Source organism: Sphingobium sp. MK2 (assembly GCF_040170545.1).
Taxonomy (GTDB): domain Bacteria; phylum Pseudomonadota; class Alphaproteobacteria; order Sphingomonadales; family Sphingomonadaceae; genus Sphingobium.
In genome coordinates this window covers 4,552-22,089 of sequence record NZ_JAZDXA010000016.1, presented here as the reverse complement: position 1 = coordinate 22,089, position 17,538 = coordinate 4,552, and the positions used below count along the sequence as shown (strand labels likewise).

Here is a 17,538-nt window from a genome sequence, read left to right as displayed (position 1 = left end):
AATGCCTGAACCGCACATATCGTTGCTGCGATGCACAATATAATGGTTAGCCATTTACCCCTATCTTTATGAGCTAAAAGGGATAAATTTATGAATTATATTGCAATGCAGCACATATTCATGCATCTGGTTCCGGCCAATGTTCGGCGCGTTGAGCCGCTTCGATCAGGCTTTTGCCGGTTTCCGAAGCGGCATGGGCCGTCATCGTCACGGCGATACCATCAGGGCCGTCCAGCAGAACCAGTCCATCTTCGGCGCTGGCGATACCTGGCTGCGTCTGCGTACCGGCAATGGGGGGATCAGCGCTCATGAGGAATGGCTTTCATTGGATGAATGTTGAGGACCGGCATCGATATAGAGATAGTCGGGGCTGAATTGCCCCCGTCTTGCGAGCCCCTTAACGTCGAGAATATCGACGAGGGAGGAGCGGAAGACGCATAAACCCTCCTCCCGCAACTGGCGCAGGACGCGATTAGCATGGACATTGGTAATGCCGCATATTTCGGCAATGTCGTTTTGGGTAACGCCAAAGGCGAAGCGTTTGCCGTCGCTCAAGCCGACAGGCTGTAGCCGGGCATTTGTTTCGCTGAGGAAATGCGCCACTCGACCGACCGCGTCCAACCGGCCGAGGCGGAAAAGCCAAGCGCGATGGATAGCCGCGTCGAGCAAGGTGGAAAACCATAATTTGCGGGTCAGTTCCGGCTTGTTTGCGTTGATGCCGTCCAGCGCCCGGTGGGGTACGATCGCAACCGTCGCCGCGGTCAATGTCGCCACGTCATGATCAAGCGTTCTAAGCGGATAGGCATGCAGGTCGACAAAGTCGCCTGGCACCTGAACGGCGACGAGTTGGCGCATGCCTTCCTTGTCATCAAGATAGCGGCACATGAAGCCATCAATCAACAATGTGCTGTTCGACAGCGTTTGACCGGCACTGACGATGGTGGTGCGCGCGTCGATAGTGCGGACCTCGGATATGGCATTTTCCAATATGGCGCGCTCCTCCAACGCCAGATGGACGCCCCGCCGCCCCTTCAGAAATCGATCCGTGAACAAGATATTGTCCTTCATATAGACGGCGACCTTCGCCCCGGTCGCCATTGAAGGCATGAACGGGCCGGCGCGCGAGTATATCCAGATGATGGGCCGAAATCGTCATGATATAGATTAGTATTTGTCGGAAGGCCGCAACTTGCAAGCTGACCGCGGGTTCTCCCGCCATGGCATTCCTACGGCCCCTCCCCGCGAACACTGCCGGGCAATGCATTGCCTTCGTTCGCATATCCGCGCGCTTTCAACCAAGGATTTTTCATGGCCAAGTCAGACAAGCCCACTCGTCCGTCCAGCATTGTAGCGGCACAATCGGCCCGCATGGCACCCCCGCCGCCTCCCGCAGATGGCGTGTCGGATGTCTATGCTGAACCGCAGGCCGAAGGCGGCGAGACGCATCAGTGTGCTGGCGGTGACGTAGCCATCATGACGACCGCGCAAGGCATTCCGGTTGCCGACGATCAAAATTCGCTGAAGCAAGGTGCGCGGGGACCAACCTTGCTGGAAGACGCCCATTTTCGCGAGAAAATGTTTCACTTCGACCATGAGCGCATCCCTGAGCGCGTCGTTCATGCCCGCGGCTATGGCGCGCATGGCTATTTCGAGCTGACGGAATCGCTGAGCGATGTGACGCGCGCCGATGTGCTGCAGCGCGTGGGCGAGAAAGTGCCTGCCTTCGTGCGCTTTTCGACCGTCGCGGGATCGAAGGGATCGGCCGACCTTGCCCGCGATGTGCGCGGCTTTGCGGTCAAGCTCTATACGCAGGAAGGCAATTGGGATCTGGTCGGTAACAATATCCCGGTCTTTTTCATTCAGGATGCCATTAAATTCCCTGACCTGATCCATGCCGCCAAGCCGGAGCCGGACCGGGATTTCCCGCAGGCGCAGACCGCCCATGACAATTTCTGGGATTTCATCAGTCTGTCGCCCGAAGCCATGCATATGGTGATGTGGACGATGTCGGACCGGGCGATCCCGCGCTCGCTGCGTACGATGGAGGGTTTTGGCGTTCACACTTTCCGCCTGGTCGATGCCGAGGGCAAGTCGACCTTCGTCAAATTCCATTGGAAGCCCAAACAGGGTTTGCAGTCGGTCGCCTGGAACGAGGCGGTCAAGATCAACGGGGCGGATCCGGATTTCCATCGCCGCGACCTGTGGGACGCGATCAATGCGGGCGATTTTCCCGAATGGGAATTGGGCGTGCAGTTGTTCGACGATGCGTTCGCCGACAGTTTCGATTTCGATGTTCTCGACGCGACCAAGCTGATCCCCGAAGAATTGATCCCTGTGCGGATCGTCGGGCGGCTGGTGCTTGACCGGGTGGTCGATAATTTCTTTGCCGAAACCGAGCAGGTCGCTTTCTGCACGCAAAATGTGCCGCCAGGCATCGATTTCAGCAACGACCCGCTTCTGCAGGGTCGCAATTTCTCCTATCTCGATACCCAGATCAAGCGTCTGGGTGGTCCCAACTTCACGCATATCCCCATCAATGCGCCCAAATGTCCGATGGCCCATTTCCAGCAGGACGGGCATATGGCGATGCGCAATCCCAAGGGCCGGGCCAATTACGAGCCCAATAGCTGGGGCGCCGAACAGGGTGGCCCGCGCGAAGACCCGGCCAAGGGTTTCGTCAGTGTCGCCACGGTCGAGGACGGTCCCAAGCAACGGGTCCGGTCGGAGAGTTTTGCCGATCATTATAGCCAGGCGCGGCAATTCTATATCAGCCAGATGCCGATCGAGCAGAAGCATATAGGCGATGCGATCGTGTTCGAGCTGAGCAAGGTCGAACGTCCCGACATCCGTTCGCGGACGGTAGCGCATCTGCGCAATATCGACGAGACGCTGGCGGCTACTGTTGCAGATGGTTTGGGGCTACCCCTGCCGGAGCCTGCAAAGGCGGCGCGCGCCACGATCATGGACTTGCCGCCGTCCGATGCTCTGAGCATCCTCAAGAACGGGCCGGACAATTTCAAGGGCCGCAAGCTCGGTATCCTTTTGACCGACGGCGCCGATGCCAAGATGTTCGACGCGCTGGTCAAGGCGGTGGACCAGGAAGGCGCGGTCTATGAGGTGATTGCGCCCAAGATTGGCGGCGTTACTCTGTCCGATGGCACGGCGGTTGCGGCCAAGCAGAAGATCGACGGCGGGCCATCGGTTCTCTATGATGCGGTTGCGGTGGTCGCTTCGGCGGATGGCGCGGCGTTGCTGGCCATGGACGCGGCGGCCAAGGACTTCGTCACCGACGCCTTTGCCCATTGCAAGTTCATGGGGCTTACGGCAGAGGCACAGATCTTGTTCGAAAAGGCGGGTATCGCCGACGATCTGGACGAGGGCTGCCTGCCGCTTGCTACAGCGAAGGACGCCACGAGCCTGCTGACCGCCTGTCGCGGGCTGCGCCATTGGCCACGGGAAATGACCGTGGATCTGGACGCCGTGCCCGACGCCTGATCTCGATCTTCGATCAACCGGGGGCGAATGCGTTTTCGCCTCCGGCCCTCTTCTTGTCCAAAGGATATCGTTGATGCGGATTGGCATTATCGCCCATCTCAAGCATCCCATTGCGGAGCCGTTTGCGGGCGGTTTGGAGATGCACACGCATCTTCTGGCCCGGTCCCTGCGGGATCGCGGTCATGCCGTGACTGTCTTTGCGTCATCCAGGTCAGAGCCTGCGCTAGGGTTGGAAGCGATCTGTACGGAGACGGCGATAACGTCCGTTGGCACGACGGAAGCGAGCGACATCGCCTTTTTCCGCGAGCATCATGCCTATTTGAGCCTGATGACCAGTCTGCGCGATCGCGATTTCGACGTCATTCACAATAATGCGCTCCATTATCTGCCGCTGACCATGGCCGACAGCCTGCCCATGCCAATGGTCACGACGTTGCACACGCCGCCTTTCTGCTGGCTGGAAAGCGGCATTCGCCTGTGCGAAGCGCCCAATCATGCGCTGGTGGCGGTGTCGCAGTCGGTGGCGACGCAGTGGAGCCATGTAGCGCCCGCCGACGCCGTCATCCTCAACGGCATCGACTTGCGGAAATTCGTCTTTCGCGCGCAGGCCGACAGCGCGCCCTATCTGGTCTGGTATGGGCGGATCGTGCCGGAAAAGGGGCTGCACCTGGCAATCGAGGCAGCGCGCCTCATCGGCTTGCCGTTGCGCATAGCCGGGCCGGTGCTGGACGAGGACTATTATCGGGCGGTGATTGCACCTGCGTTGGGCTCGGACATCATTCATGTCGGCCATCTTGCGCATAGGGAATTGGCGCAGTTGGTGGCTGGGGCCAGCGCGTTTCTGTGTACGCCCTTATGGGACGAGCCTTATGGGCTGGTCGTGGCCGAGGCATTGGCCTGCGGCGTGCCAGTGGCTGCCTTTGCGCGGGGTGCGATACCGGAAATTCTTGATTCCAGTTGTGGAGTTCTGGCTACGCCCGATGATGTTGGGTCGCTGGCGGAGGCAGGCCGTGCCGCATTGGCGCTGGATCGGCGAGCCTGCCGCGCGCGGGCGGAGCAGATGTGCGACGCCAACCGCATGGTGGAAAGCTATGAGGCGCTCTATCAGCAGCAGATAGACTTGGGCAGGCCGGTGCCGCGCGATGGCCGGGCGGCCATGCATCTGGTGCCGCCGTCCTCGCCGGAATCGCTACGCGCGATGCTACATGGTTGAGCCGACGATCAATTTTTGCGTCTGTGTGCCTGCACGGAACGAGGCCGAAAGGTTGCCGGTGCTGCTCGACGCACTGGCCGCGCAGGATTGGCCAGGTCCGGTGATGGTATCGATCGGCGTTAATAATACGACGGACGATAGCCTGGACGTGATTGGCAGGGCGCAGCGGCAACATGGCGCGCTTCTCGACATCACAGTGGCTGTCGCGGATTTTGCGCCGGAACTGGCGCATGCCGGATCGGCGCGCAAATTGGCGATGGATGCCGGGTTGGCGCGGATTGCGATGGCGAAGGATGGCGTGCTGGTCAGCACCGATGCCGACAGTCGTCCGCCGGTCGACTGGCTGCGCAATATCGCCCAAGCTCTGGACCGGGGTGCGGACATGGTGGGTGGCCGGATCGATATCGATAGCGAAGAACCCTTGCCCCCGGCCGTTTCGGCGCTGCGTGCGGCATGGGATGCCTATTGGGCGGCGGTGCGCGCGATCGAGGATGCGATCGATCCCCTCCCCTGGGATCTTGCGCCGCGCCATGGCGATCATACGGGCGCTTCGCTGGCGATCCGTGCCTCTGTTTATCAGGCCTGTGGTGGAGTGCCCTTGCTCGCGACGGGTGAGGATTGGGCGTTGGTGACGGCGGCATTGGCGCGGGGAGCGCGGCTCGCCCATCCGGCTGACGTCTATATTGCCGTATCGCCGCGACTGGATGGCCGTGCGGAGGGTGGCATGGCGAGCGCGATGCAGCAGCTTTACCGGGACGCGGAGGAAGGCGGTCGGCCGATGGCGCCTGCCTTCTACCATTGGCGCGAGCGGGCAATGTGGCGCAGGCGGTTGCGCGCGCGGGCGGATGGTCATGCGCTGATCGCGCGACGCGAGCCATTATTGCCGCCAATGCCGCATGACATGGCGCTGGAGATAAGCGCATGATGCGGCGACCGATCGGCTATTATGTCCACCATCATGGTGCGGGACACAGGGCACGCGCGCGGGCGATTGCCGCCGCGAGTGACTGGCCGATCATATTGCTGGGGACCGGGGTTGGCGAGGCCGGGATCGACTTGCCCGACGATCGGCCGCTGTCGGGCCGTTTCGATGGCGTGGACGGCAGCGAAGGACGGCCCGCAGCGCTCCATTATGCGCCGATCGACCATGACGGCGTGCGATTGCGCGTGGCGCGGGTGGCGCAATGGATCGCGACCGAACGCCCCGCGCTGATGGTCGTGGATGTCTCGGTGGAGATGGCGATGCTGGCGCGGCTGGCATCGGTGCCGACCATCTGTGTCCGGTTGAATGGCGCGAGGAACGATGTGCCGCATCTGGAGGCTTTTCGGGGCGCGGTGGCGCTGCTCGCCCCCTTTCATGCCGATCTGGAACGGGAGTCGACACCGACATGGGTGCGGGAGCGGACCAGCTATCTGCCGGGCATTACGACTGCCGTGGCGGGGGCGGTGTTGCCGTCGGGCCGGATATTGGTAGTCATCGGTCGCGGGGGTGCGCCGGGCGATGGCGCGCGGCTGGCGCAGGCGGCGCGGGCTTGCCCGGATCTGCAATGGCTAGTGATTGGGCCGGTATCGCCGGTGGGCGATTGCCCCGCCAATCTCGATGTTGCGGGTTGGGTCGAGGATGCGGCGCGGGAGATCGCGGCGGCCGATGTGGTGATCGGTGGAGCGGGAGAAGGACTGGTCGGCGCGGTATTGGTCGCGGACCGGCCGTTTATCTGCATGCCCGAAGCGCGGCCCTTTGGTGAGCAGCAGGCCACGGCCAGTGGTCTTGCGCGTCTGGGCGCGGCGGTGGTGCTGCAGGATTGGCCGGAGGCTGCGGCATGGCCGTCCTTGCTGGCGCAGGCGAAGGCACTGTCCCCGGAAGCGCGGAAGCGGTTGCACGATCCGCAAGGCGCGCGAACGGCGGCGATCTGGCTTAGCGAACAGGCGGCATCGGCGTGAGCGTTGCGCCCTCCCCTATTGCGGATGACGCGCATCCGACGGCGCGGGCTGAAGCTGTTGCGCCAAGGCTGATGGAATTGGGGGCGCGCTATGACGCCGCGCCGGTCTTTCCGATCGACAGTATGCAATGTCTGGCGGCGGCGGGCCTGCATCGTTGCTTTGCGCCGGTCGCTTGTGGCGGGCTTGATTTTGGCGGCGACGAGGACGCTTGGCATCTATGCCTGTTCGATGTCCTGCGGATTATCGGTCGCGCCGACCTGAGCGTCGGGCGGCTCTATGAGGGGCATGTCAATGCGATGATCCTGTTCGATCATTTCGCGACGGCCTCGCAGAAACATAGTCTCGACCAGAGGCTAGATGTGGGGGCCTTTTACGGCATGTGGGCGACCGAGCCGCCGCCGGGTGTGAAGATGGTGGGTCGGAAGCTGCAGGGGGCCAAATCCTTCGCCACGGGCGCGGGAGGGCTGGCGCATGCGATCATCACTGTGCAGCCGGAGGACGGCGCGCGGCAATTGGTCGTAGTGGCGGCCGACGATGCGGCGCGAGCTCATCTGTCGCAATGGCGGGTGCGGGGCATGCGCGCCACCGGCAGCGGGCTGTATGATCTGACCGGGATGGTGGTTGCGCCCGAAGATATGTTGGGCGGACCGGGCGATTATGATCGCGAACCGCTGTTCACCACCGGGGCGTGGCGGTTTACCGCCGTGCAACTGGGCGGCATCGAAGCGCTGTTGATCGAGACGCGCGCGGCGATGTCGGACATGGCGCGGGGCGATCCGGTCCAGCGGGCGAAATTCGCCGATGCGGTAGCGGCCACGCGCACGGCTTATCTGTGGGTGCGCGAGGCGGCTTTGCGCGCGGCGCGGAACGATAGCGATGGTCCGGCCTTCGCGCGGATGACGCGCGGCGTGGTGGAGCGCGCGGCACTGGATGTCATGGAACTGGCGGCGCGGATCGTCGGCACGCGCAGCGCGATGGACGGGCAACGGATCGACAAGATCAGCCGGGACCTAAGCCTCTATCTGCGCCAGGGTGGTCCCGATTATGCGCGGGATCAGGCGGCGCTTGCCTGGCTGGATCATGATGCCTGGGGCGCGGAGGATCTGTTGTGGTGACCGCTGCGCTGTCTTCGCGCCAGTGGCGCGACCTGCGCTGGCTGGTGCTGGCGCCGCATCCCGACGACGAGACATTGGGCGCGGGCGCGCTGATCGCGCAGACGGCCAAGGCCGGGCGGTTGGCGGGCCTAGTCTATCTGACCGATGGCGCGGGGTCGCATGATGCCACCCCCCGGCTGGCGGTGATACGGCGGCGCGAAGCGGCCAGGGCAGTTCAGCGGTTGTCGGGTGGACGAGCGCGGCAGCCCGTACATCTGGATTGGAAGGACGCTGCTCCCGCGAGGCCTGGCGATCTGCTGTTCGAGCGGACAGTGCGCTATGTGGCTGTCCTATGCCGCCGCTGGCGGGTGGATGCGCTGGCGGTCACGGCCTGGCATGAGCCGCATTGCGACCATGCTGCCGCGACGGCGCTGGCCTATGCGGTGCATGCGCGGGCGATGCGTCGTCTGGTCGTGGCGGAATATCTGGTCTGGGCCGACGAGCTAGATCAACGCGCGCGGCACGCGATCCATACGGCCCCGATGGCTGCGGGACAGCGACGCTTGGCGCTGGCGGCCCATCGCAGCCAATTAAGCGCCGCATATGGCCCCGGCTTTCGCTTGTCCCCCGAACAGCGACGCATGGCGGCGCAAGATATACTCTATGTACGGAGACGGTCATGACGCGGTATGCAAGCAGTCTGGCCCCCGAATATTTTGAGCAGATGTTTCAGGGAACAGATGATCCCTGGTCGCTGGAAACCAGCGCTTATGAGCAGGAGAAATATGCTCATAGCATCGATGCGCTGGGCGAGCGTCGTTATGAACTGGTATTCGAGATCGGATGCGCGAAGGGCATGTTGACGCGGCAGTTGGCCGAGCATTGCCGGACCCTGGTGGCGATCGACGTCAGCGAAACGGCGTTGCTGGCCGCGCGCGAGCGTTGCGCAGCGTTCGATCATGTCTCGTTCAACCGGATGACCTTTCCCGCGCAAGTGCCGTTGGGTGGTCCGTTCGATCTCATCATCCTGTCCGAAGTCATTTATTATTGGGATGATGCGGATATCCGGCGGGCCGCCGAATGGGTGGGTACGCATGGCGCGCCGGGCGGAGACCTATTGCTGGTCCATTGGACGGGCGAGACGGACTATCCGCAAAGCGGCAACGAGGCGGTCGAGAAGTTTCGAGCCGCATTGCCGGGACAGGTGGAGGTCGTCACAGCGGAACGCCGCGACCAATATCGGCTCGATCTGTGGCGCATGTCGGCATGACAATGAGCGTCCTGACGATCGTCAAGAATCGGTCGGGGCATCTGGCGCAATTGATCGAGGGATTGGGGCGGTGCGAGGCACTGCCTGACCAACTGGTGATCGTCGATATGGGCAGCGATCCGCCCGTCGAGGTAGAGGCAACGCCTTTTCCGCTGCATATCGTACGGCTCGATCAACCGGGCCTGCCGCTGGCAGCAGCGCGCAATGCGGCGGCGCATGCGGCGGGGGGCGATAGGCTGTTGTTTCTGGATGTCGATTGCATTCCGATGCGGGACCTGACGGCGGCGATGGCGCGAGCGTTGACGGAGCAGGATGCGCTGATCTGCGCGGAAGCGCTCTATCTTGGCCCCAAGGACGCGCGCGGCGCGTGGGACGAGGCAGTTTTGATGCAATGCGCGAAGCCGCACCCGGTTCGTCCTTTTCCCGCCGCGGGCTTGCGCGAAGAACATAATGCCGGGCTGTTCTGGTCTTTGATCTTCGGCATTCGACGCGAGCAGTTCGTCAAACTGGGCGGGTTCGATGAGGCTTTTACCGGCTATGGCGCGGAAGATACCGACTTCGGCTTTCGCGCGCGGGAGGCGGCCCTGCCGCTGCTGTTCCTGGGAGGCACCGGGGCGTTTCATCAATATCATGATGTGATCGATCCACCGCTGCAACATCTGACCGATATCGTGCGCAATGCGCGGCTGTTTCGCCAGAAATGGGGGATATGGCCGATGGAAGGCTGGCTGGCCGCCTTCGAAAAGGCGGGATTGATCGCGCGTGAGGGCGATGCGATCAGTCTGGTGCGCATGCCGACCCTAGCAGAGGTGGATGCGGCGCGGATCATAAGTTCCGACTGACCCATCTGGACAAAAAATCGGCGGGGTTGCCCCCGCCGATCCGCTTTTTTCTTAGTGCTGCATCGAATGCTTGATGTCGCGCATCTGGTCATGCCCGGCCTTTACCGAGCTGTAGCAGCTTTCGATCACGCTGCGGACGGCGGGCGAAAGCTTCATGTCGCCCAGCGCATCTTCGAACTTGGCCTTGATATGATCTTCGCCGGCTTCGACTTCGTTGACAATCGCCTTGTCATCCTGGCCGGTGACGATGGCCTTCAGGTTGAGGAACATGCGATGCGCGCCAGCGAGGATGGTGCCGTCATCTTCGGGATTGCCGCCAAGACGGGCGACTTCCTGTTGCAGACGGGTGGCGACTTCGCGGCGCTCGGCCGCGCGGCTGGTGAAGAGCGTCACGAAGCGACCGCCTTCGCTGTCCTTGGCGGCTTCGGTATAGCCATCGGCGCTGTCGATCGTGGTGGCGATCAGGCCATTGAGGGTCGAAATGTCGTGGCTGTTGTCGGACATGATGGTTCCCGTCTTGAAAGATGAAAACCGGCGCCATTGGCAACCGGATACCCCCCTCAACGACGCGGATGCGGGAAAGTCGCATATAAATGTTGGTCTTTAACCTCCATCAATAAGATTGCGGAAAAGCTATTGGAAAGGCTTTGTCGCAGGCAACCACCGTAGGCGTTTCGAGAAAAGTGGATTTGCCTGTCATCAGAAAAGCGTAACAGTGGCAGGTATGAAAGCGATTGAGACACAGATGCTGCGGGGCGCGCATGTAAGCCTGGCCGCCGAGATGACCGGCCCCGCCGATGGCCCGCCGATCCTCTTCCTGCATGGCGGCGGGCAGACGCGACAAAGCTGGCGCAAGGCACTGGCCGAGGCCGGGCGACGCGGCTTTCGCGCCATATCCGTGGATTTGCGCGGGCATGGCGACAGCGACTGGTCGCCTGACGGCAGTTATAGCCTGTCCATCTTTGCCGATGACCTGCGCGCCGTACTGGCCCAGTTGGACCGGCCGCCGGTCTTGGTCGGCGCGTCGCTGGGCGGCATCATCGGGATGATCGTGGCTGGAGCAGACGCCGACGCGATCCGTGCGCTGGTGCTGGTGGACATTAGCGCGACGATCAATGTCGAAGGGGCGAAGGAAGTGATCGCCTTCATGCAGGCCGGATCGGAAGGCTTCGCGTCGATCGCGGAGGCGGCGAATGCGGTATCGGCCTATCTTCCCCATCGCGACAAGCCGCAAAGCATACAGGGGCTGGCGAAAAACCTGCGTCAGCGGGGCGAGCGCTGGTATTGGCATTGGGACCCGGCCTTCATGACGATGGACATGGATACCAATGAGCAGGCGGAAGGTTCGGCCGTGCTGGAGACGGCAGCGCGGAGCCTGACCATTCCCACCCTGCTGATACGGGGCGGGCGCAGCCGGATTGTGACCAAGGAAGGCGCGCGCGCTTTCATGGAAATGGTGCCGCATGCCGACTATGTCCATATCGACGGTGCGCATCATATGGTGGCGGGCGACGCCAATGATGCGTTCAATGATGCGGTGTTCCGATTTGCCGATCGGCAGGTGGAAAGATCAGCGCAGGCTGACGGGTGACGCGCACAAAAAAGGCGACGCCGGAGCGTCGCCCTTATCTGGTGCGTACTGACACTTGTTAACTGCCAGACCGCGATCTCTGAGGTTTTAAGGTCGCACAAGATTCCATCGTCGTCAATAGTGACAATGATCGACAGACCCATTTCGGCGCAGGATTTGCCTTGACCTTAATCAAGTAACTTGGCCCATTGGATTTTCTCTTCTGGGGGTGGATGGTCATGACAGGCAAAGGGCATAGATATTGGCGCTTGGGCGCTGACCTTGGGGCCAATTCGCTGGGCTGGGCGGCGATCGAGCTTGATCCGTTGGACGATGGTAAGCCGAAGGGCATCCTCGCTGCCGGTTCCCGTATTTTCAGCGACGGCCGCGATCCCAAGTCGGGCGCATCGCTCGCGGTGGACCGTCGCGATGCGCGGGCGATGCGGCGGCGGCGGGATCGTTTTCAGCAGCGGCAGCGGGCCTTACTGAAATATCTCGTAGCTGACGGGTTGTTCCCGGAAGATGAAGGTGAGCGCAAGGCGCTGGCGGCGCTCGACCCCTATGCGCTCCGCGCGCGGGCGCTGGATGAGGCGCTGTCGCTGCATGAATTGGGCCGGGCGCTCTTTCATCTCAACCAGCGGCGGGGGTTCAAATCCAACCGGAAGGCCGATCGGAAGGCGGATGACGACGCGGGCAAGATCGCGATCGGCGTCGATCGCGCGCGCGAGGCCATGGCCGAGAATGGCGCGCGCACCTATGGCGAATGGTTGCACCGTCGCCGTGCCAGCGCAACGGACGCCAATGCCATTCCTCCGGTGCGGACGCGACTGCGACCTGAAAGTGGCGAAGACGCCAAGGGCGATGGGTATGATTTTTATCCTGGCCGCGCCCTGCTGGAGGAGGAATTTGCGGCCATTTGGGAGGCACAGGCGGCGCATCATCCCGATGTACTGACCGAAGACGTATATAATCGTCTGTTCGAGATCGTCTTTCACCAGCGCCCGTTAAGGGCACCGCAGATCGGCATGTGTACGTTGATCGCGGGGGACCGGCGGCTGCCCAAGGCGCATCCTTTGTTCCAGCGCCGCCGCTTGCTGGAAGAACTTAATGCGCTGATGATCGTGCGGCCCGGCGAAGTCGCGCAGCGGTTGACGCGCGAGGAACGCGATACGTTGTTCCTCAAGCTCAAGGATCGCAGCAAGGTCAGTTTCGAAAGCCTGCGCAAGACGCTCAAACTGGACCCCGATGCGCGGTTCAACAAGGAGAGCGAGAACCGCACCGAGTTGAAGGGCGATGAGGTCGCGGCGGTGATGGGAAGCAAAGCGCGCTTCGGTAATCGCTGGGTGCATCTGTCGATCGAAGAACAATGGGCGGTGATCGAGCGGCTGGGCGATGTCGAGAGCGATGCAGAGGATGCGGCTTTTCGCGCCTGGCTGGCCGAGCGTTACGAGTTGACGCCGGAACAGACACGGGCCGTCACCAATGCGCCGTTGCCGCAGGGTTATGGTCGGTTCGGCGAGACGGCGACGCGCCAGTTGATCGACGCGCTGCGCGACGGCGAGAAGGATGGCCGAGTGCTGGTCTATAGCGAGGCGGTCATGGCGGCGGGCCTGGGCCATCATAGCGACCGGCGCACCGGCGAGGTCTTCGAGGATGAGGATGGGCGGCCGCAATTGCCCTATTATGGCGTGGCGCTGGAGCGGCACATCATGCCGGGGACGGGAGATCCATCCCATTCGGATGAAATGCGCGTCGGTCGCCTGACCAATCCCACCGTCCATATCGGACTCAACCAATTGCGCCGGATCGTCAACCGGCTGATCCGCGCCTACGGGCCGCCCGCCGAAATCGCGATCGAACTGGCGCGTGAGTTGAAGCTGACGGATGAGGACAAGAAGCGGATCAACAAGGAGAATAATAGCAACCGGCTGGATGCGGAGAAACGGTCGGAAAAGCTGCTGGCGATCGGCAAGCCCGATACCGGGGCGAACCGGGCCTTGCTGAAATTATGGGAGGAACTGAATCCCGCCAATGTGCTGGACCGGCGGTGCATCTATAGCGGTGTGCAGATTTCCATCGACATGCTGTTTTCCGCCGCGGTCGAGGTTGATCATATCCTGCCCTTCACCGCGACGCTGGACGACAGCAACGGCAACAAGATCGTCTGCACGCGCGAAGCCAATCGGGAGAAGCGCAAGCGGTCTCCCTATGAAGCATGGGGCCATACGGCTCGCTGGGAAGAGATTGCCGCGCGCGCCGCGCAATTGCCACGCAACAAGCGCTGGCGGTTCGAGCCGGACGCGATGGAAAAGTTCAAGGATGAGGGCGGGTTTCAGGCTCGGCATTTGGTTGACACCCAATATCTCGCCCGGCTGTCGCGCGAATATCTGGCGACGCTCTATCCCGACAAGGGCGAAGGGACCGGCCATATCTGGGTTTCGCCCGGCCGCTTGACCGAGATGGTGCGGCGCAAGCTGGGCCTCAACGACCTGTTACCCGATCATAATTTCGGCGGCGGCGCGGATCAGGCCAAGAATAGGCTGGATCATCGCCATCATGCGATCGACGCGGTGGTGGTGGCGATCGTGGATCGGGGGATGCTGAACAGGATTGCGCGGGCGTCCGGTCAGGAAGGCGCGGAAGGGCGAGAGCGGATCATCATTCCCGAACCCTGGGACGGATTTCGCGACGATCTGCGCACGGCCGTCAATGCCATTACCGTCAGCCATCGTACCGATCATGGCACGGCGTCGAAAGCGGGCCTGCCCAAGGGCAAGGACGCGACCGCCGGGCGGCTGCATAATGACACTGCCTATGGCTTTACCGGGGAAACCGACGCCAAGGGTAACGGCATCGTGGTGCGTCGCGTGCCGTTGTCGAGTTTCAAGAAGCTGGCCGATCTCGACCGTATTCGCGACCCTGAGCTGAAAGCTGCGCTCTATCAGCATCTCGATGGGCTGGAGGGCAAGGCTTTCAGCGAGGCGATCGACAAATTTGGTACTCGCGAATGGCATCCCTATGGCGGCGTTCGCCGTGTGCGTGTGACCGAACCGCTGAGCGTCATTCCCATTCGTGACCGAAATGGACATATCTACAAAGGCTATAAAGGCGATTCCAACTACAGATATGATGTGTGGGAATTGCCGGGAGGCAAGTGGGTGAATGAAGTCGTCTCCATGTTCGATGCGCATCAGCCGGGCTGGCAATCCGCCATCCGCGCGGCCAACCCCACCGCGCGCAAGGTTTTGAGCCTGCATCGCGACGATGTGCTGGCGATCGAACGGAATGGCGCGGAACGTGAGCTGGTGCGTGTCGTGAAATTCTCCGAGAAGCAATTTGCGGTCGCGCCACCCAATGAAGGCGGGGCGCTGAAGGCACGCGATGCCGATAAAGGCGATCCGTTCAAATATAGCTACCCCTCGCCCAACACGCTCAAAGCGTTGCGCGCGCGCCAGGTGCGGATCGACGAGTTGGGCCGTGTGCTCGACCCCGGCTTTCCCGCGCGCTCGAAGCAGCGCAAGACGCGCAAGCCGAGCTGAGCGGGCACGGCGACAGGCATGGACCGGATCGTCGATATTGCGACCGACGGCCGTCATCTGTCGGCCTATCGCGGTTTCCTGATTGTGTCGCAGGATCGGGAAGAAATCGGCCGGATACCGCTGGACGATGTCGCCGCCGTGATCGTCCATGCGCATGGCATAAGCTGGTCCACCAACCTGATCGTCGCGCTGGCGCAGCGGGGCGCGATCATGCTGTTGTGTGGCAGTAATCATGCGCCGGTCGCCGTCTGCCTGCCACTCGACGGGCATCATGCCCAAAATAGCCGCATCCGCGCGCAATGGGAGGCGGGCAAACCGCTGTCCAAACAGCTATGGCGACGGATCGTCATCGCCAAGATCCGCTGGCAGGCGGCGATTTTGGAGGCCAATGGCGTGTCGGCCTCCGCATTCGACCTGCTGGCGCGCCGTGTCGGGTCGGGCGACCCGGACAATGTCGAGGCGCAGGCCGCGCGCCGCTATTGGCCGCTGCTGATGGGCGAGAGTTTTCGTCGTGACCGCGATGCGGAGGACATCAATGCGCTGCTCAACTATGGCTATACCGTGCTGCGATCGCTGTGCGCGCGCGCCGTGGTAGCGTCGGGGCTGCATCCCTCGATCGGGGTGCATCATGCCAACCGGACCAATGCCTTTGCCCTGGCGGACGATCTGATCGAGCCTTTTCGGCCGCTTGTCGATGGCCTGGCGGTGCGGATGGCGGCGCGCGGTATTGACAGGGTGACGCCCGAAGCCAAGCGCGCCTTCGCCGGGCTGATCGCGCTCGACCTGCCTGGGGCGGACGGCACGACGACGGTGGCAGGTGCCGCCAATCGCGCCGCCCAGAGCTTGGCGCGCGCGTTTCAAAGCGGGCTGGCAAGCGACATCATTCTTCCGGTCCCGCCTTCTGCCCTGGAACTGGCCGGGCTCGACGCGCTGCTCCCGTGACCGCGAGCCAACTGAGCGGATATCGCCTGATGTGGATTTTCGTGATGTTCGACCTGCCGGTGGGTACCAGGGAACAGGCTCGCGCCGCCACCAAATTTCGCGAGTTCCTGCTGGACGAAGGTTTTGAAAAAAGTCAGTTTTCCGTCTATGCTCGTTTCTGCAACGGCAAGGAACAGTTTGAAACCTATATGCGGCGAGTCGAAGCGAAGCTTCCCGACAATGGCGACGTTCACATCCTCAGTTTCACGGACCGGCAATATGAGAATATCGTGCGATTTTCAGGGCAGCGGCGCAGGCGGCAAAGGAAAAATCCCGACCAGTTGGCTTTGTTTTAGCGATTCGGGTCGTTTTGAAGGCGGCCGATCCATCGTTATCGCTTTGGTTTTCAATGCGATAACGACGGATCTATTATAACCGCTCAGAGATCGCGGTCCAGCGGCAACCTTGCGTTGCGTTGGCAATACCAAGTCGGCCATTATAACCGCTCAGAGATCGCGGTCCAGCGGCAACCTTGACGCATAGCCTGAGTGGCCGCGTCCAATTATAACCGCTCAGAGATCGCGGTCCAGCGGCAACTTGCCGCTGCGGGTGCCGTAGAGGCCGAAGATTATAACCGCTCAGAGATCGCGGTCCAGCGGCAACAATTCATGCGCGCCCAATTCGTCGCGCGGCATTATAACCGCTCAGAGATCGCGGTCCAGCGGCAACTCATGGCCGATCTGGTGCGGCCCGGCCTTCATTATAACCGCTCAGAGATCGCGGTCCAGCGGCAACTCGCCCGGTGGTGGGCCGTGAAGTGTTCGAATTATAACCGCTCAGAGATCGCGGTCCAGCGGCAACCAACGTCTTGAACTCCCCGCACCCGACTGAATTATAACCGCTCAGAGATCGCGGTCCAGCGGCAACCAAAGCCTCCAGCATGGCAGGCGCGGCGGCATTATAACCGCTCAGAGATCGCGGTCCAGCGGCAACTCCGAATTGCCAGCCATCAGCTTTCCGCGTATTATAACCGCTCAGAGATCGCGGTCCAGCGGCAACAGGTTGGTGCAACATTCCACCCGGCCTACCATTATAACCGCTCAGAGATCGCGGTCCAGCGGCAACGTATCGTCCATGCGGTCTTCGGGGCATGTATTATAACCGCTCAGAGATCGCGGTCCAGCGGCAACCGACAAGGTGAGGTTGGATTTGGCAAAAAAATTATAACCGCTCAGAGATCGCGGTCCAGCGGCAACCCGCCCGCGCCCCCAAGGCTGATCGGAGCGATTATAACCGCTCAGAGATCGCGGTCCAGCGGCAACGTTCAACCACTTCGGTCACTTTCTGCTGGAATTATAACCGCTCAGAGATCGCGGTCCAGCGGCAACTTGCGTTCTTCGATAAGGCGTTCCGCGCGCATTATAACCGCTCAGAGATCGCGGTCCAGCGGCAACCCTCGCCCTCTCCACCACCGGGCGCGGCGATTATAACCGCTCAGAGATCGCGGTCCAGCGGCAACGCATCCTTCGCCGCCTTTATCAGGCGCTTGATTATAACCGCTCAGAGATCGCGGTCCAGCGGCAACCAAGCCGACAAGAATGCAGCCGTCGCAGATATTATAACCGCTCAGAGATCGCGGTCCAGCGGCAACGT

15 protein-coding genes and 1 CRISPR repeat array are annotated in these 17,538 nt (G+C 62.0%); of the genes, 12 read left to right on the top strand and 3 right to left on the bottom strand.

All coding sequences use genetic code 11. The features are described 5' to 3' along the window. Positions 1 to 118 precede the first annotated feature (118 nt). Positions 119 to 310 (bottom strand): uL15m family ribosomal protein, encoded by a 192-nt coding sequence (locus V2I08_RS09350; RefSeq protein ID WP_310227512.1) that lies wholly within the window; start codon positions 308 to 310, stop codon positions 119 to 121. Next, positions 307 to 1,098 (bottom strand): Crp/Fnr family transcriptional regulator, encoded by a 792-nt coding sequence (locus tag V2I08_RS09345; RefSeq protein WP_349634841.1) that lies wholly within the window; start codon positions 1,096 to 1,098, stop codon positions 307 to 309. The genes V2I08_RS09350 and V2I08_RS09345 overlap by 4 nt, the downstream gene beginning before the upstream one ends. Positions 1,099 to 1,368: 270 nt before the next feature. Here V2I08_RS09345 and V2I08_RS09340 point away from each other — a divergent pair, with 270 nt between their 5' ends. The 8 genes from V2I08_RS09340 (at position 1,369) to V2I08_RS09305 (ending at position 9,855) form a co-directional block, all read left to right on the top strand. After that, positions 1,369 to 3,495, top strand: coding sequence for a catalase (locus tag V2I08_RS09340; RefSeq protein ID WP_349634905.1), 2,127 nt, complete (start codon positions 1,369 to 1,371; stop codon positions 3,493 to 3,495). Between the two features lie 73 nt (positions 3,496 to 3,568). Beyond that, positions 3,569 to 4,708 (top strand): glycosyltransferase family 4 protein, encoded by a 1,140-nt coding sequence (locus V2I08_RS09335; RefSeq protein WP_349634840.1) that lies wholly within the window; start codon positions 3,569 to 3,571, stop codon positions 4,706 to 4,708. Further along, a complete protein-coding gene (locus V2I08_RS09330; protein ID WP_349634839.1) occupies positions 4,701 to 5,633 on the top strand; it encodes a glycosyltransferase in 933 nt (310 codons plus the stop codon). The genes V2I08_RS09335 and V2I08_RS09330 overlap by 8 nt, the downstream gene beginning before the upstream one ends. Then, positions 5,630 to 6,649 carry a glycosyltransferase gene (locus V2I08_RS09325; RefSeq protein ID WP_349634838.1) on the top strand — a complete coding sequence of 340 codons (1,020 nt, stop codon included), beginning with the start codon at positions 5,630 to 5,632 and terminating at the stop codon, positions 6,647 to 6,649. The genes V2I08_RS09330 and V2I08_RS09325 overlap by 4 nt, the downstream gene beginning before the upstream one ends. Beyond that, positions 6,646 to 7,764, top strand: a complete 1,119-nt coding sequence (locus V2I08_RS09320; RefSeq protein WP_349634837.1) for an acyl-CoA dehydrogenase family protein — start codon at positions 6,646 to 6,648, stop codon at positions 7,762 to 7,764. The genes V2I08_RS09325 and V2I08_RS09320 overlap by 4 nt, the downstream gene beginning before the upstream one ends. Then, the gene (locus V2I08_RS09315; protein ID WP_349634836.1) at positions 7,761 to 8,426 is read left to right on the top strand and encodes a PIG-L family deacetylase; all 666 of its coding nucleotides are present in this window, start codon (positions 7,761 to 7,763) and stop codon (positions 8,424 to 8,426) included. Before V2I08_RS09320 ends, V2I08_RS09315 begins: the two co-directional genes overlap by 4 nt. Then, positions 8,423 to 9,013: an SAM-dependent methyltransferase gene (locus V2I08_RS09310; protein WP_349634835.1), complete on the top strand. Its 591-nt coding sequence runs from the start codon at positions 8,423 to 8,425 to the stop codon at positions 9,011 to 9,013. Before V2I08_RS09315 ends, V2I08_RS09310 begins: the two co-directional genes overlap by 4 nt. Then, positions 9,010 to 9,855, top strand: a complete 846-nt coding sequence (locus V2I08_RS09305) for a glycosyltransferase (RefSeq protein ID WP_349634834.1) — start codon at positions 9,010 to 9,012, stop codon at positions 9,853 to 9,855. Before V2I08_RS09310 ends, V2I08_RS09305 begins: the two co-directional genes overlap by 4 nt. A 51-nt stretch (positions 9,856 to 9,906) precedes the next feature. Here the strand turns inward: V2I08_RS09305 and V2I08_RS09300 are convergent, their stop codons facing one another. Beyond that, positions 9,907 to 10,359: a PA2169 family four-helix-bundle protein gene (locus tag V2I08_RS09300; protein WP_349634833.1), complete on the bottom strand. Its 453-nt coding sequence runs from the start codon at positions 10,357 to 10,359 to the stop codon at positions 9,907 to 9,909. A 220-nt stretch (positions 10,360 to 10,579) separates the two neighbouring features. Between V2I08_RS09300 and V2I08_RS09295 the strand changes: the two genes are divergently transcribed. The 4 genes from V2I08_RS09295 (at position 10,580) to cas2 (ending at position 16,241) form a co-directional block, all read left to right on the top strand. Beyond that, positions 10,580 to 11,446 (top strand): alpha/beta hydrolase, encoded by an 867-nt coding sequence (locus V2I08_RS09295; RefSeq protein WP_349634832.1) that lies wholly within the window; start codon positions 10,580 to 10,582, stop codon positions 11,444 to 11,446. Between the two features lie 218 nt (positions 11,447 to 11,664). Next, entirely contained in the window at positions 11,665 to 14,964 is a 3,300-nt protein-coding gene (gene cas9 / locus V2I08_RS09290) for a type II CRISPR RNA-guided endonuclease Cas9 (RefSeq protein WP_349634831.1), read from the top strand. Between the two features lie 18 nt (positions 14,965 to 14,982). Next, entirely contained in the window at positions 14,983 to 15,906 is a 924-nt protein-coding gene (gene cas1, locus V2I08_RS09285; RefSeq protein WP_349634830.1) for a type II CRISPR-associated endonuclease Cas1, read from the top strand. Between the two features lie 29 nt (positions 15,907 to 15,935). Further along, entirely contained in the window at positions 15,936 to 16,241 is a 306-nt protein-coding gene (gene cas2 / locus V2I08_RS09280) for a CRISPR-associated endonuclease Cas2 (RefSeq protein ID WP_349634904.1), read from the top strand. Between the two features lie 72 nt (positions 16,242 to 16,313). Next, a CRISPR array of direct repeats spans positions 16,314 to 17,536; the repeat unit is 36 nt; unit sequence ATTATAACCGCTCAGAGATCGCGGTCCAGCGGCAAC. Positions 17,537 to 17,538 lie beyond the last annotated feature (2 nt).